Origin of the sequence: Olsenella uli (assembly GCF_901212675.1) — a bacterium.
GTDB lineage: Bacteria > Actinomycetota > Coriobacteriia > Coriobacteriales > Atopobiaceae > Parolsenella > Parolsenella uli_B.
In genome coordinates this window covers 1-15,647 of sequence record NZ_CAAKOQ010000016.1, presented here as the reverse complement: position 1 = coordinate 15,647, position 15,647 = coordinate 1, and the positions used below count along the sequence as shown (strand labels likewise).

Sequence of the window (15,647 nt, the reverse complement as noted above, 5' to 3'; positions counted from 1 at the left end):
GACCGGTGCCGCCGCAGGCGCGTCGGCGGGGCGGCGGCCGCCGCGGCCGACGAGCTCGAGGCCGCCGCGCCGTTCGCGCCCACCCACCCCGACTTCCCGCGCGGGCACGGCAGATGGATGCGGACCAACGACGTCCAGGGGGCGGGTGAACCCCGAGGTCAGGCGCAGGGCGAGGGTCGCGACGGCGCTCCCGTCCGCGGAATCGCCCGTCAGGCTCGTCGGCGCGGTCCGCCTCGACCAGGACGACGCCTGGCAGGACCCTGCGCGTCTCATCGACCCGCGCAGGCTGCGCGAGGGCTACGAGTCGCCGGAGCTTCGGGGCGCGACGGGCGATAGGGCGAAACGCTTCCTCACGGTCGTCGAGGGGGCGTTCTCAGACGACCTCAGGAAGGTCGCGTAGACTGGACCGCGATCGACGGTCCGGGGGGCGCACCACTTTTCGCCGCACGGCTACCAAATGAAAGCCATACCTTCAGCTTGCATCCCCGGACCGTGAATCATCATGTAGCGCCTCTCGGTAGCTTTGGAGAATGTCACCTTGTCGGTTCGCAACTCTAGGCCGAGCTCGTGCGCGTCACACAAAAGAGCGCCCCTTGCAAAAAGCAAGAGGCGCCCGGGGCCGGGCCTTACAGCGAGCCCGAAAACACACTCGGAAGCTAACCCACTCGGAGAAGACGGGAACCTATCTCCACCGGACCATCGGCAGCAAGCTTAACGTCGGCACGCCCGGGAACGACAATAATGACAACGTCGTCATGACCTGCATCGCGCATCACCGACCTCGTGAAGGACAGGATCGGATCACCCGCAGCAACGTGCTCACCCTGCTCGACGAGACGAGCAAACCCCTCCCCACCCATCTCGACCGTATCAATGCCCACGTGGACGAGCAGCTCAACTCCATCATCGCTCGTGAGTCCAATGGCATGGTCGGTCGGCGTGGTCATCGTCACAGTACCTGAGAAAGGCGACACCACGCATTCGCTCGTAGGACGAACCCCGCATCCGGAACCAAGAGCGCCTCCCGAGAACACAGGGTCGGGAACCTCGCTCAGAGGAATAGCATTACCTCGTACTGGCGAGGCAATAGTTCCCCTCCAACTCTTTACAGTGTCCACAGCGCTCATATGCACCTTCCTTTTATTATTGCGATTCATACCGAGATAACACCGTCTACTCCACCAGCTGGTGACGCGACAGTCGCTCGAAGGATCGAGCGAGAATCTCATGCGACGTACCTAGGTTAAGACGGACGAACGATAAGCCCCCTTCAACGTAGAACGTGCCATCGCCAAGCACTACGCCAGCCTCATGCGCCATGTGCTCACAAACCTCCGTTGCCGTATGGCCCGTCGCCGAGACGTCGACCCATGGCAAATACGAGGCACTCATGGGCATGAGACGCCAGCCAGTCATCCTGGCTACGGCCTCCTCGCACATCCGATACCCCTCGCGCAAATACTCCGTCAGAGCGTCAAGCCACGCCTCGCCTCGTTCATAGGCAGCAGTAACCGCTACGGCGCCAAAAACGTTAGGCGATGTAATCGAGTTCATCTCCAACCTGTGCAACAGGATGTCTCGAATACGCCTGCTGGGGACGATGACATATGACGTTTTTAGTCCGCCCAAATTAAAACCCTTATTGGGTGAGCTGAGCACAATGAGGTTGTCGAGCAGCCGCCCGGGAAGGGACAGCGCCGATACATGAACGCCGGAGAGCATGATATCTCCATGTACCTCGTCCACCACAAAGAGAACGCCGTAACGCTCGCACAACTCAGCCACTTGCTCAATCTCTGTCAGTGTCCATGTACGGCCGCCAGGGTTATGGGGCGAGCAGAAGAGCATCACTCTGGGGTGCTCCGTATCGAGCTGCCGCTCGAGCAGGTCGAAGTCAATGGAATACTCGCCACCGTCGTAGGCAAGCGGGTTGCACACGACCCGAATCCCGTTGTTACGGGCGGCATAGCCAAACGGATCATAGACCGGCGTATTGAGAATCACCTTGTCGTTCGGCTGACAAAACGCCTGATAAAGATAGTGAATTGTCGGAACCGTACCATAGGTATTCTTGACCCATTCCGGCCTGACTTCCGCGCCGTGACGCCGTGCCTGCCAGCCTACGATCGAGTCGGCGAGCTCACGGTACGGATAGGTGTAACCATAAGCACCGTTCTCCGAGAGTTCGCGCAGTGCCGCCCGGATGCAAGGGGCCGCTGCAAAGTCCATATCGGCAATCCACATGGGAATGAAGCCGTCGGGAGTATCCGGATACTTGCCTCGGACGATGCCGGCGTCCCACTTGCGGCAGTGGTCAAGAGCGCGATTCGCGATGTTATCGAAGTCGAATGACTCATGACCGGAATCAGCCACGGAGCCACCGGAGTAGTTGAACCCAGACATACCACTACCTGCCGTTCATGAGGTTCTCGACACCCGTTTTGACAGTCTGGACCTGGGCACCAATGACCACTTGGACATTGTGGTCGTCAAGCTTAACGACCGCGAGGGCTCCTGCCTTCTTGAGCGTAGGCTCGTCAATCGCGGACGCGTCCTTCACCTCAAGACGCAGGCGCGTCACACAGTTATCGAGGCTAGTGATATTGCCGGAACCGCCCAGCGCACCAAGAATGATGGCAGGATCGTAGATGCCATGACCCTTCGTAAATGCCTGCTGAACGTCACCCTTGTCATCAACGGACTCGCGACCGGGCATAGGAATATCGAAGTGCTGGATATACCAACGGAATACGAAGAAGTAGATGGCAAACCATACAATGCCGACGGGAATAACAAGCCACCACTTAGTGCTGGGACCTTGCATAATGCCAAAGATGACCCAGTCAATGATGCCACCGTCTGTGTTCCCGATAGACACGCCCACAAGGTTCATGACCATGAGCGACAGGCCGGACATCACCGCATGGAACACGTAAAGCGGCAGAGCAATGAACAAAAAGAGGAACTCCGTAGGCTCGGAGATACCCGTGACAATGGAGACGGCAGCCGCAGAGATCAATAGGCCCTTAATTGACTCGCGACGGTCCTTGCGCGCGCAGGTGTAGATGGCGAGGCAGACGGCAGGCAGCGCGAAAATGAACGTTGGCATGAAGCCCTGCGAGAGAAATGCCGTAGCAGAACGAGAGATGGGAGCGCCAGCATTGAGCTCCGCATAAAAGATGTTGAGAGCACCGGAGATGGTCTGGCCGTCAACTACCGCCGTACCGCCGGCTTCGGTGAAGCGCACAAGCGCGAGCAAGATGTGGTGCATGCCAAACGGCTTAAGGATGGCATTGAACAGGCCGTAAAGGAATGGCCCGAAGACACCGGCACCCATAATGGCATAGCCGATGCCCGAGATGCCCATATTCACCACAGGCCACACCATTGGAATGACAATACCGATAAGCGCGTTGGTCACGATTGAGGCAATGGGCACGAAGCGGATGCCCCCAAAGAACGAGAAGGCATCGGGGAGGACGATGTCCTGGAAGCGATTGAGCAGGGCATTGGTGACGAGTCCGACCACAATGCCGCCGAGAACTCCCATCTCAATGCTCTGAATGCCAAGAACCATGCTTTGGCCCGCCGCTTTCATGGCGGTAGTCTCAGCCAGCGCTCCTTGGTAGCCGAGAACAAAGTTGATGGCAAGGTTCATCGAGACGTAGCCCGCGAAGGCCGCGATGGCGCCCACGCCCTTGTTGCGCTTTGAGAGTCCGAACGGAATGGCCATTGCGAACATAACGGGCAGGTATGTGAAGCCAAAGCCACCAACCGTGTTCATGAAACTAAAAACTGCCTGGACAACCTCGTTCCCGAGTGCCGGGAAGCTCTCGATGATATACGGGGAGGTAATTGCGCTGCCAATGCCCACGAGCAAGCCCATGGCAGAGAGTGTCGAGACCGGGAACATGAAGGTCTTGCCCAGCTCCTGAAGAAAGCTCAGAGCTCGGGTGCGGGCAGAGCCTTTCTTAGCAACACTCTTTGTAACGGAGTTCTCCCCGCCATCCCCATCGGACTTGGACTCAGGGGCATCTCCCCCATTGGCAACACTCGCGACCCCATCTGCAGCACCGAGGGCAGCTGCCACGACAGGAGCAGTATCCATACCGAGCACCGTACACCCCAGCGCACCGAGCTCTTCGGTTAGCGCCGCAGCATCTTTGCCCACGACAAACTGGAACTGTCCATCAGCGACGATTACCTTGCGAACGCCCTCAATGCGGTTTGCGGCATCGGTGTCCACAAGCGATGCACGCCTCGCGACAAGGCGCAGACGTGACAGGCAGGCGCGAACGCTTTCGACATTCTCGACCCCACCTGCGGCCGCCAGTACCTCTCTGGCAATCGCAGCGCAGTTCTGTTTTTCCATATTCGACCTCCAACCATAAGCTTGAGCCCCTGTGGCTCGCATAAGGCCGCCCCATGCGCGTTACCCTGCCACGAAATATGCTTACGACGCCCGGAAGACGTCGATAAAGCCGCTGACTGCGCACCGTCAGAATTAGCTGCTCTTCCTGAGCCTATTAATGTGCAGCGCGAGATAGGCAAGCTCGCCTTCAGACACTTCGCGCCCGTATTTCTTCGTCAATAGCACGCTCACGGTCTGAGCGCAGGCCCAGTCCCGTGGATAGCCACCGCGCACCACCTCAATAATTGGCCGCTCGTCAAGCATGGCGTCACCAAGCTCGTCTCGTTCGACGCGAGCGACAAGATAGCGCAAATGGGTCACGAACCGAACATAGGCGTAGGACATGCGATCGACCGAGACGTCAAGACAAGATTCGACGGCATCGACGGCATCGGAGATAAGCTGAGCAGAGCTCATAACGAACGACATGCCCTGGGCAGCGCTCTCCATGGTCTCGGCATTGACGAGATGCAAGGCAACCGAAGAGGCCTCCTCCTGCGGCAATGAGAGCCCGATCCTCTCGCGCAATATGCGAAGCGCCGCATGGCCGACTTGGGTCTCGCGAGGATAGATGAAGGCAACTTGGTCTACGAGTGGATTGGCGAGGCTCATACCCGTGGCAATGCGTTCGGAGGCAAATTGAAAATGGTCCGCAAGTGTAAACGCTAGATTGGGGTTGAGTCGCGTTCCAAGCTCATTCGAGGCCATGTCAGCGATGTCCATGGAGACATCGACAAGCGCATCGGGTATGGAACGAAGCGCAGCAAGCACGCTCGAATCGACCCCGCGGAAGACGCGAAACCCGTCATTGAGCTGGCTTGGTAGGTCATAAGGGGGCTTACGGAACCCGACACCACGGCCAAAGATGACAACCTCATTGCCCGCTTCATCACATGCGAGCACCGCGTTGTTGTTCACACTCTTTGTAACCCTCAAGGCTCCCCCTTCGAACGGAATGATGACGGGCGCAGCCATCAACCGACATAAGCAAGTAATGCCTCGAAGGAGTAACACCTTGCGGGCAACACGGTAACACAGACAGTGTGACAGTCGGCCCAGCATCCTTCCTACAACCGCTCACAGAGTAATCGCAGCCATTGGCGGAACGGGAAGACAGGCATACAAACGCTCCCTGTCTCAAGGAGACCAATCACCAGATGGCGAGAGTCATCAGGGTCACCGATTCAAACCAAGCGCTCTACCAACGCGCGGGGCAAGGAACCACCGTATGGGAGCAACCCCTACCAACTCGCAGATACCAGGTGACGACATGGGTGGGCGGCATCTAACAGAGCCGAATGCGGCGGGTGGCCACGCGGCGGACGAGGTCGGGCGAGTGGGAGACAAGCACGAGACCCCAGCAGTCGCGCTCTTGCAGGTCGAGCAGGACGTGCCAGAGCTCGGCCTGGGTCACGGCGTCGAGCATGGCCGTGGCCTCGTCGGCGACGAGGTAGCTCGGACGCGTCGCAAGCGCGCGCACCATGGCGAAGCGCATGAGCTCGCCGCCCGAGAGCTCGTGGGGCAGGCGCGAGAGCCACTCGTCTCGCACGCCAAAGGCGCACCGAAGGCTCTCGAGCTCGCCATGGCCGGCGAGCACCTCCGTGAGGCTCTCACCCATGCGCATGCGCGGGTCAAAGGCCTGCTCGGGATGCTGCCAGAGCAGCTGGACGGGGCTCGCCTGCCCATGCAGGCGAGAGACGGGCGCGAGCGGAGCGCCGTCGACGCGCACGGAGCCCGCCGTGGGCTCGAGGTAGCCGGAGAGCAGGCGGCAGAGCGTCGTCTTGCCGGTGCCGGACGGTGCCTCGAGGGCGATGCGCTCTCCCGGGCGAATCGTGAGGTCGAGGCCCCGGAAGAGCGACCGGCCGCAGGGAAAGGCAAACGAGAGCCCGCGCGCCTCGAGGGCAGCGCCCGTGGCAGGTGCGCCGCCCTCCCCGCGTGCCGCGTCCACGCCACAGGCACCGCCGGCCCCATGGGCAGCGCCCGTGACGGGGGTGTCGCTCGCCCCTCCCCCGAGGGCGCCGCTTGCCTCCCCGTCATCCGGGGGCGCGGGGATGACGGGGGCCTCGGCGCTCTTCTCGCCCGCGGCAAAGTCGTGGCCCGGCAGCGCGTGCCAAAGCTCGCGCGAGAAGGGATGGCGCAGCAGCTCAGGCGAGGAGAAGTTCTCGCGTGCGGTCTCCTCCACCACCGTTCCGTCGCGGAAGACTGCCACGCGGTCGCACGCGCGCAGGGCAAGCTCGATGTCATGCGTGATGAGCAGGACGCCCCCGCCCGCATTGGCAAACGCGCGCAGGTCGTCAAGGGCGTGGACGGCCAGGTCGAGGTCGAGGCCAGGTGTGGGCTCATCGGCAATGATGAGGCGTGGGTCGTCCATGAGGGCGCACATGAGCAGCACGCGGCGGGCCATGCCGCCCGAGAGCTGGTGCGGGTAGAGGCGCTCGACCTCCGGCGCGAGGCCGTAGGCGGAAAAGAGCTCACGCTGGCGGGCGGCACGGCGACGGGCATCCGCCTCGCGCTCGGCTCGCGTGGCGCTGCGGGCGATGCCGCGAACCTGCTCGCCCACGCGCATGACCGGGTCGAGATGGTTCACGCTCTGGGGCACGAGCGAGATGCCGTGGCCGCGCAGGGCCTTGAGCGACTCGGCCGTCTGGGACTTGCCGTCGAACCAGATGCGGCCTCTTACCTCGGAGTTTGGCTCGAACAGGCCGAGCAGGGCATCGGCCAGCACAGTCTTGCCCGAACCGCTCGCGCCCACCACGGCCAAGATCTCGCCCGCGTGGACGGAGAGGGTGAGGCCGTGGAGCACCTCGCTGCGGGCGCGGCCGGCGCGGAAGAACGGCGCGGCGGGGTCGTACATGTCGAAGGCCACGGTGAGGTCCTCCACCGTGAGCAGGTGGTGGCCGCCGGGATGGTGCGAGAGCGCCGCGTGCGTGTGGTGGTGATGGGACTCGTTGCCATGGGGGGCGGAGGCGGCGCCGCGCGGGCCTTGTTGGGAGACTGGCGTCTCGCCCGCGCGCGCAAGCAGCCAGCTCGCGTCTGCGGACGAATGGCGTGTGCCTGCGATTGAATAGTCCATGTCCACCCCCCTACTCCTGCACCGAACGGGCGTCGACGAGACGACGCAGCAGCGCGCCCAGCCGGTCGAACGCGAGAACCACGAGCAGCAGTGCCAGCCCCGGGAACACCGCGAGCCACCACGAGCCCGCGGACAGGTAGCGCATCGCCTCGGAGAGGATCACGCCGATGGCCGGCTCGTCAGGCGAGAGGCCAAAGCCCAGGAAGGTGATCGACGCCTCGTGGAGGATCGCATGCGGAAACATGAGCACGAGGCCCACGAGCAGCTGCGGCAGCACCGCCGGCAGCATGTGGTCGAACGCCACGCGAACCCGGCTCACGCCGAGCGCGCGCGAGAGCTCGAGGTAGGGGCGCCGGCGCAGCTGGAGGATCTCGGCCCGGAGCACGCGCGCGAGACTGGGCCAGTGCGTGAGCGCCACGGCCACGGTGACGCCCCAGAAGCCTCGCCCCAGCGCATAGCTCACGAGGATGAGCAGCACGATGTGCGGGATGCCCATGACGAGGTCGATGAACCAGGAGACCACCGCGTCGGCCGCACGACCGCCAAGCGCGGCCACGGCGCCCAGCACGAGCGCGATGACGCTCGAGCACACGGCGGCGAGCAGGCCCACGAACACCGAGGTGGAGAGGCCCGCGAGCGTGCGGGCAAGCATGTCTCGGCCCATCCAGTCGGTGCCGAAGGGGTGCGCGGGGGCTCCGCCGAGGCCCAGGCTGGGGGCCAGGCTCTTGGCCGAGAAGTCCGTTGCCGTGGCGGCAGGGGCCACCGCGTGGCCCGCCGCCACGACCGCCGCAAGCACGACGAGCGCGGCTGCGATGCCCGCGAGCGCCCGGCGACGATTGTTGCCGTGGCGCACCGGCGGCTCGTGCAGGGGTGGCTCGGCCGCGGCGTGGCCCGCCGAAGACTGGTGGTCCAACACATCCGCAGGCTGGAGCCACGTCGGCCCGTTCGCAGCGTCACGCGACATGGCGCACCTCCCCCTCGCGCATGCGCGGGTCGATGACGCCGTAGAGCACGTTGGCCACGGCATTGCCGCCAAACACGATGAGGGCGCTCACGAGCGCGATGGCCACGAGCAGCGACGCGTCCCCGCCGAGGCCGGCCGTTACCGCCGCCTGGCCAAGGCCCGGGTACGAGAAGACCTGCTCGACCAGCACCGAGCCGCCAAAGACCTCGCTCACCTGCGCGCACTCGAGCGTGATGGCCGGGATCACGAGGTTGCGCAGGCCATGGCGGCGAAGGATCTCGCCCGTGGACTCGCCGCGCGCGAGGGCAAAGCGCACGTAGTCGCTCTCGAGTACGTCGATGACCTTCTCGCGCGTGTGCAGGGCTATGTTGGCCACGCCCGTGACGGAGAGCACGAGGGCGGGAAGCACGAGGTGGTAGGCCTTGTCGGCCCAGCCCACCTGCGCCGCGTCGACGCCGATAGGCACCGAGAAGCCCAACGGGAACCAGCGCAGCCACACGGCGAACGCCATGAGCGCCACGAGGCCCAGCCAGAACGTGGGGGTGGACGAGAGCAGGTAGCACCAGCCGCGCACGAGGCGGTCGGCCAGGCGTCCGCGCCGGGCGCCGGCAAGCACGCCCAGGCCCAGGCCGAGCGCCCCGGAGAGCAGCCATGCCACGAGCATGAGCACGAGCGAGTTGGCGGCGCGCTCGCCCACCACCTGGGCCACGGGCGCGTTGTAGCGAAGGCTCTGGCCAAGGTCGCCAGCGAGCGCCGAGCCCGCCCAGTTAAGGTAGCGCTGCCAGATGGGCAGGTCGGTGCCCCAATAGGACGCGAGTTGGGCGCGCTGGGCGGCACCCATGCGGGCATAGGAGGCCTGGCCCAGGTTCATCTGCACCGGGTCGATGGGCGAGAGTCCCACGAGGGCGAAGGTCACCATGCTCGTGGCCACGAGGAGCAGGACAAGACGGACCAGCTCGCCCGCCCAGCGCGGGAGACGGCGGGCGCGGGGGCGACGCGGGCCACCGGTTCCGGGACCCTCGGGCGCCGCGCAGGCCCCCGCGGCGTCGGCCACGACGGCGTCAGCGGTCACGCCAGCACCGGCGACCCCGGCGGCCACCTCGGCAACGCCAGCACCGCTGACATCGTCGGTCGCGGCAGCACCAGCCCCGCCAGGCCCAAAAATGTGACAAATCATACGGAAGGAAATGTGACAGGTCACGACCAGGTCCAACGGTCGACGTTGTTGAGGACGCTCCAGCCGTGCCCGTGCGGCTGCAGCTTCTGGGCCGCCACGGTGAGGCCGTTCCGGCGCCAGAAGAGGTGCTTCACGTTGGCAAACCACGCCCACGTGGCCTGGCCCTGCGGCGCCACGCCCTCGGTGCCGTCCCACTCGGAGCGCTGCCACAGCGGGTAGCTGTCCTCCACCGTGTCGGCGGCAAGTGCCTGGTCAAGGTACTCGTCGGTGGTCTCGTCGGCGAAGCAGGCGTAGTTCATCGTGCCCTTGGAGTGGTTCATCTCGTACACGTCGCTCGGCGAGTTGGAGCCCCAGCCCCACATGATGGGGTCGGAGAACTCGTGCGGGTAGAGCTCGTCCCAGGAGCCACCGCGCGGCGTCACGCGGATGCCCACGCCAGCCATCTGGTTGGCAAACTCGTTGGCCATGGCCTGACGCACCGAGTCGTTGGAGGGATACCACAGGTCAAAGGCGCACTCCTTGCCATCCTTGGCATAGGTGTCACCGTCGGAGGCGCGCGTCCAGCCCGCCGCCTCGAGCAGACCCTGCGCCTTCTTGACGTCCTGCTCGCAGCGCATGTCGGGACTGGCCCACGGCATGCCGTCGCCCACGCTGAACGCGGGCGAGCCATAGCCGTTGAGCACGTTGTCGATCATGCCCTGGCGGTCGATGCCGTAGTTGATGGCCTGGCGAACCTCCAGGTTGCAGGTGACGTCGTTGCCGGCGGGGTACTCGTTGGAGCTGTCCGCCTTGGTGGAGCCCGAAGGAATCACCGGCAGGCTGATGCCGCGCGAGTCCACCGTCTCGTAGGCGTCGAGCGTGTAGTCGGACGCGGCGGCTCCCAGGTCGAACCCGGCCGAGATGGCGGTGGTGTAGGCCATGTCCACCTGCCCGGACATCACGGCCGCGCGAGCCGCGTCCTCCTCCATGAAGACCACGACGACGCGCTGGATGTTGGGGGCGTCGCCGTAGTAGTCGGGGTTGGCCTCGAAGACCGCCTGCTGGCCCTTGTCCCACTGCACCAGCTTGTAGCGGCCCGAACCCACCGGTTTGGAGCCGTAGTCCGGGCCATAGGCGTGCTCGGGCACGATGCCCATGACGGCCAGCGTGTAGAGCAGGACGTTGCTGGGCTTGTTGAGGCGGAGCTCGACCGTGGTGTCGTCGAGTGCCGTGGCCTCGCTCACCATCGAGAGGTCCGCCTCGGAGTTCTTGGAGTTCACGATGGTGTTGACGGTGAAGGCCACGTCGGAGGCGCGAAGGGGCTCACCGTCGGTGAACTTGGCGTCATCGCGAATCTTGAAGGTCCAGGTGAGCTTGTCGGTGGATACCTCGTAGCTCGTGGCGAGGTCGTTCACAAAGCTCATGTCCTCGTCGGTGACGATGAGGGTGGACTGGATGAGCGGCTCGTGGACATGCTCGCCGCAGCCCCAGTTGATGCAGGGGTCAAAGCCCGAGGCCGGTTCGTTTGAGGTGCTCATGGCCACGGTGACCTGGCGCTTTGCATCTGCCGAGGAAGTGGTTGCCGCCTCGGCGCCGCCGTTGGAGGCGCTGTCGCCGCAGCCGGCCAGCGCGCCCGCGGCAAGTGCGGCGCCCAGTGCGCCCATGCCGCCCACGAAGGCGCGTCGTGTCATGGTCGTGCGTCCGTCTCCGGTCATGTCTCTCTCCTGACTCCCGTGGTCTGCGGGTTTCCTGGGGCGCTGGCGTGCGGGCACCGCCTGGCCGCGAGACTCACCGCGCGGCCACCGGCGACTTCTCGCCCGCCTGCGGCTCTCGCACCCGTTCGCGACCCCTTGCCTGCTCGCCTGAGGGCCCGCGCTCGCTCGCGACCCCCGCCCGCCTGCGGCCCCCACGCCCGCAAGCAGCTCCCCTCTTTTAGGTGGGGAAAGCATACGCGTACTACCGGACATGGAATCGGCTTATCGAACAAATGAGACAATGTGTTCAAGAACGGGCTCCGCGTCCCCTTGGGGTGCTAGACTCGTCGCGGCTAGAAACGAACGGTTCCCGCCGGGCACGCCGCGGGTCTCGGGCATGACCCGCAAGACATGCCCCCGCATCTCGGACGCATTGCCCACACGCCACGCGCCCGGTGGCGCCCGAACCGCCCAACCATCCCGTCGTAAGGAGCATCCGTGCACTTCGACCTCGACAAGAACGTCCGCTACGGCCTCGCCTACTCGGGCGGCGTCGACTCGTGCTACCTGCTCGCCGAGCTGCTGCGCGAGGGCTACGACGTGAAGGCCTACACCATCCTCGACGACCTCCAGATCACGCGCGACACCGACGACTCAGTGAGCGTGGCCAGGATGCTCGGCGCCGAGCAGGAAATCATCCCCATCAACATCTGGGAGGGCCACGACGACCTGCGTGCCAACCCGTGGAACCGCTGCTACCACTGCAAGTCGATGGTCTTTGGCACCATCCTCGAGCACATGAGGCGTGACGGCCGCACCGTGCTGCTCGACGGCACGAACGCCTCAGACCGCGAGGACCGCCGGCCCGGATTTCGCGCCATCCACGAGCTTGGCGTGGTGTCGCCCCTGCGCGCGGCGGGCCTCACCAAGGACATGGTGCGCGAGAACTCCGCGAAGCTGGGCCTCCCCACGGCAAATAAGCCCAGCTACGCGTGCTATGGCGCCTACTTTGAGAAGAACGAGCACATCACGCCCGAGTCGCTGCGCAAGACGGTGGCCAAGTTCATGGAGAGCCACCCCGACGCGGCCGAGCGCGTGCGCACCGACGGCAACATCGAGCCGCGCCCGGCCGAGGCGGCGGCGCTCGAGCGCGAGCGGCTGGCAGCGGAGCGGGCCCGGGCGCGCGAGGCCGCGGAGGCGGCAGGCGCGGACGAGACGGGTGGCACGGCCGAGGTGAGCCCCGCGCCCGCAGCAACCCCCGCTCCCGAGGCCGCCGCAAACGTCCCCGCCGGCGCAGGCGAGGGCCGCTAGATGGACAAGCACGAGCTCAGCGAGCTGCTCGACCAGGTTGCCGCCGGCAGCGTCTCGGCCGCCGACGCCCTCGAGCGCATCCAAGTGGCCCCCGTGGCCGACGTGGGCTACGCCCGTCTCGACCTTGCGCGCGGCGTACGCCAGGGCGTGGGCGAGGTGGTCTACGGAGAAGGCAAGACGGCCGAGCAGATCGCCGGCATCATCGACGCGCTCGTGGGGGCCGGCCAGGGCCGGGTGCTCGTGACGCGCCTCTCGCCCGAGAAGGCCGAGCGCGTGCGCACGCTCGTGACCTCGGGCGTCACGCTCGACTACCGCGCTGACTCGCGCCTGGGCCTCGTGGGCGACATGCCCGAGCCCACCGGAAACGGCACCGTGGTGGTGGCGTGCGCCGGCACGAGCGACCTGCCCGTGGCCGAGGAGGCCGCCATCACGGCCGAGTTCCTCGGCAACCGCGTCGAGCGCATCGCAGACGTTGGCGTGGCGGGCCTGCACCGGTTGCTCGCATGCGTGGACCAGCTTGCAAAGGCGCAGGTCATCGTGGCCGTCGCAGGTATGGAGGGAGCGCTTGCGAGCGTCATCGGGGGCCTCGTGAGCTGCCCGGTCATCGCGGTGCCCACGAGCGTGGGCTACGGGGCGAGCCTCGGCGGCGTCGCGGCCCTGCTCTCGATGCTCAACTCGTGCGCGAGCGGCGTGAGCGTGGTCAACGTCGACAACGGATTTGGAGCCGGCTACCAGGCGAGCCTCATCAACCACCTGTAGGCACGGTTTGCAGGCATGTTCCACGAAGGTGCTCTGCGCGGATAGGCGCGGCCCGCGGGCGGCGCAGAAGGAGAGACCATGGGAAAGACCCTGTACCTCGAGTGCACGTCGGGCATCAGCGGCGACATGACCGTCGCGGCCCTGCTCGACCTGGGCGCCAGCGAGCGGCACCTGCGCGAGGCGCTGGCCACGCTGCCCGTCGCCGACGAGTTCTCGGTGGCTGTGAGCCGCGTGACCAAGAGCGGCCTCGCCGCCTGCGACTTTGACGTTCGCCTCGACGCCGCGCACGAGAACCACGACCACGATATGGCCTGGCTCTTTGGCACCACGGAGCACGACCACGTGCATGGGCACTCGCATGGGCGCGGGCATGATCACGAGCACGGCGACGGCCATGGGCACCGCCACGACCACGATAGCGTCTGCGCGCCCGACCACCACCACGACGAGGAGTGCCACGGGCACGAGCACGCCGGACACGACCACGAGCACCACCATCACCACGTGCACCGCTCGCTCGCCGACGTCACGGCCATCATCAGTGCGTCAGGCCTCACGCCGCGCGCCAAGGAGCTGGCCCGCGCCGTCTTTGGTAAGCTTGCCGAGGCCGAGGCCATCGCGCACGGAGCCACGCCCGACACGGTGCTCTTCCACGAGGTGGGCGCCACCGACTCCATCGTCGACATCTGCTCGGTCGCCGTCTGCCTCGACGACTTGGACGTCACGAGCGTCATCGTGCCCGCGCTCTCCGAGGGCCACGGCACCATCCGCTGCGCCCACGGCATCATGCCCGTGCCGGTGCCGGCCGTGGTGAACCTCTGCCGCACCGCCGCCATCGAGCTGGTTCCCGCGCCCGTGATGGGCGAGCTCGTCACGCCCACGGGCGCCGCGATCGTGGCCGCGCTGCGCACCTCCCGCGCGCTGCCCGCCCGCTTCCGCATCGAGGCCGTGGGCCTGGGCGCCGGCAAGCGGCCGTACGAGAACTGCGCCGGCGTGCTGCGCGCGTCGCTCATCAAGCCCGTCTCGGAGAATAAACCGCTGGTGGAAGATGGTGTGGCCGACGCTCCTGTCTCGACTGCGCCCGCCTCGACCGCCGCGCAGCCCGCCCCGCGCGGCCCCCCCGAGCCCGCCACGACCGGGCGCGCGGTCACCAAGCTCGAGACCGACCTCGACGACTGCACGGGCGAGGCCCTCGGCCGCGTCATCGCCCTGCTCATGGACGCCGGCGCCCGCGACGCACACGCCGTGCCCGTGGTGATGAAGAAGGGACGCCCGGGCTACCAGCTCGACGTCATCTGCGACGCCGCCGACGTGGTCGCCCTCGAGCGCGTCATCTTCGAGAACACCACCACCATCGGCATCCGCTCGGCCGAGATGCGCCGCGACGCCCTGGCCCGCACGCCCGGCGAGGCCCGGACGCCCTTTGGCGCGGTAGCCACCAAGCGCGTGGTGCTGCCCGACGGCTCCGTGCGCGCCTACCCCGAGTACGACAGCGTCGTGGCCGCGTGCGAGCGCACGGGCGCGTCGTTCCAGGACGTGTTCCGCGCGGCGCAGGCGGGAGACGCGGCGGACGGCGGCACGGCGGCGGGCGGCGCGGGCGTCAACGCAGCCGCGGGCGGCAACGCCTCCGCAACCGGCGACGCCCCCACCCCCGACGCCAGCTAGGAGCGCCCATGGACAAGCGCAAGGAACGATCCCGCCGTGCCATCCAGCACGCGTTCGTCGAGCTCCTGGGCGAGGTGGGCTACACCGAGATGACCGTGCAGGGCATCCTCGACCGCTCCGGCGTGGGGCGCGCCACCTTTTACGCGCACTTTCACGGCAAGGAGGACCTGCTGGCCCTGCAGATTGGCTCGATCTGCAGCCATGCGCTGAGCCCCGCCGGCCCCGAGCGCCACCATGACTTCGTGGGCCGGGGCGATCCGCTCTCGATGACCGAGCACACCCTCTGCCACCTGCTGGAACGCGAGAGCGGCGTGCGCGCGCTCATCGCCGGCGACGGGGCCGAGCGCTTCGCCGACTGCCTACGCCACGAGATTGTCGCGAGCGCCAACGCCGTGGTGCCGGCCCATCCCACGGGCCCGGCGGGCCAGATGGACCGCTCGTTTCTTTTGCACCACATCGCCGCAAGCTTCGTGGGGATGGTGCGCTGGTGGGCCTGGGGCGGCTTTACCCGCAGCCCCCACGATGTCGCCGTCGACTACCTGCGCGCAATCCTCCCCATCTTCGGCAAGGAACCGCCCGAATAATGGTGCAGTTGGGGACGTGTTCGTTCTGCA

At 66.2% G+C, this 15,647-nt stretch carries 13 protein-coding genes; 5 read left to right on the top strand and 8 right to left on the bottom strand.

The genetic code is table 11. The features are described 5' to 3' along the window. Positions 1-145 precede the first annotated feature (145 nt). Positions 146-400 (top strand): transposase, encoded by a 255-nt coding sequence (locus EFAMC1_RS11100; RefSeq protein ID WP_261981713.1) that lies wholly within the window; start codon positions 146-148, stop codon positions 398-400. Between the two features lie 256 nt (positions 401-656). Here the strand turns inward: EFAMC1_RS11100 and EFAMC1_RS01675 are convergent, their stop codons facing one another. The 8 genes from EFAMC1_RS01675 to EFAMC1_RS01635 form a co-directional block, all read right to left on the bottom strand. Beyond that, positions 657-1,127: a PTS glucose transporter subunit IIA gene (locus tag EFAMC1_RS01675; RefSeq protein WP_187324491.1), complete on the bottom strand. Its 471-nt coding sequence runs from the start codon at positions 1,125-1,127 to the stop codon at positions 657-659. 46 nt (positions 1,128-1,173) lie between these two features. Further along, entirely contained in the window at positions 1,174-2,403 is a 1,230-nt protein-coding gene (locus EFAMC1_RS01670) for a MalY/PatB family protein (RefSeq protein ID WP_154052609.1), read from the bottom strand. 4 nt (positions 2,404-2,407) lie between these two features. After that, positions 2,408-4,372: a maltose/glucose-specific PTS transporter subunit IIBC gene (malX, locus tag EFAMC1_RS01665; RefSeq protein ID WP_187324490.1), complete on the bottom strand. Its 1,965-nt coding sequence runs from the start codon at positions 4,370-4,372 to the stop codon at positions 2,408-2,410. Positions 4,373-4,504: 132 nt separating this feature from the next. Beyond that, a complete protein-coding gene (locus EFAMC1_RS01660) occupies positions 4,505-5,347 on the bottom strand; it encodes a PRD domain-containing protein (RefSeq protein WP_187324489.1) in 843 nt (280 codons plus the stop codon). Positions 5,348-5,696: 349 nt separating this feature from the next. Then, complete coding sequence (locus tag EFAMC1_RS11095; RefSeq protein ID WP_187324488.1) at positions 5,697-7,484, bottom strand: ABC transporter ATP-binding protein; 1,788 nt, start codon at positions 7,482-7,484, stop codon at positions 5,697-5,699. 10 nt (positions 7,485-7,494) lie between these two features. Beyond that, positions 7,495-8,448, bottom strand: coding sequence for an ABC transporter permease (locus EFAMC1_RS01645; RefSeq protein ID WP_187324487.1), 954 nt, complete (start codon positions 8,446-8,448; stop codon positions 7,495-7,497). After that, positions 8,438-9,520 (bottom strand): ABC transporter permease, encoded by a 1,083-nt coding sequence (locus EFAMC1_RS01640; RefSeq protein ID WP_261981712.1) that lies wholly within the window; start codon positions 9,518-9,520, stop codon positions 8,438-8,440. Before EFAMC1_RS01640 ends, EFAMC1_RS01645 begins: the two co-directional genes overlap by 11 nt. Before the next feature lie 125 nt (positions 9,521-9,645). Then, positions 9,646-11,319: an ABC transporter substrate-binding protein gene (locus EFAMC1_RS01635; RefSeq protein ID WP_154052605.1), complete on the bottom strand. Its 1,674-nt coding sequence runs from the start codon at positions 11,317-11,319 to the stop codon at positions 9,646-9,648. Positions 11,320-11,796: 477 nt separating this feature from the next. Here EFAMC1_RS01635 and EFAMC1_RS01630 point away from each other — a divergent pair, with 477 nt between their 5' ends. The 4 genes from EFAMC1_RS01630 (at position 11,797) to EFAMC1_RS01615 (ending at position 15,617) form a co-directional block, all read left to right on the top strand. Further along, positions 11,797-12,609 (top strand): TIGR00268 family protein, encoded by an 813-nt coding sequence (locus EFAMC1_RS01630; protein ID WP_154052604.1) that lies wholly within the window; start codon positions 11,797-11,799, stop codon positions 12,607-12,609. After that, positions 12,610-13,368 carry a nickel pincer cofactor biosynthesis protein LarB gene (gene larB / locus EFAMC1_RS01625; protein ID WP_154052603.1) on the top strand — a complete coding sequence of 253 codons (759 nt, stop codon included), beginning with the start codon at positions 12,610-12,612 and terminating at the stop codon, positions 13,366-13,368. A 78-nt stretch (positions 13,369-13,446) separates the two neighbouring features. Continuing rightward, positions 13,447-15,033, top strand: a complete 1,587-nt coding sequence (larC, locus tag EFAMC1_RS01620) for a LarC family nickel insertion protein (RefSeq protein ID WP_154052602.1) — start codon at positions 13,447-13,449, stop codon at positions 15,031-15,033. An 8-nt stretch (positions 15,034-15,041) separates the two neighbouring features. After that, complete coding sequence (locus tag EFAMC1_RS01615; RefSeq protein WP_154052601.1) at positions 15,042-15,617, top strand: TetR/AcrR family transcriptional regulator; 576 nt, start codon at positions 15,042-15,044, stop codon at positions 15,615-15,617. The last annotated feature ends 30 nt before the right edge of the window (positions 15,618-15,647 follow it).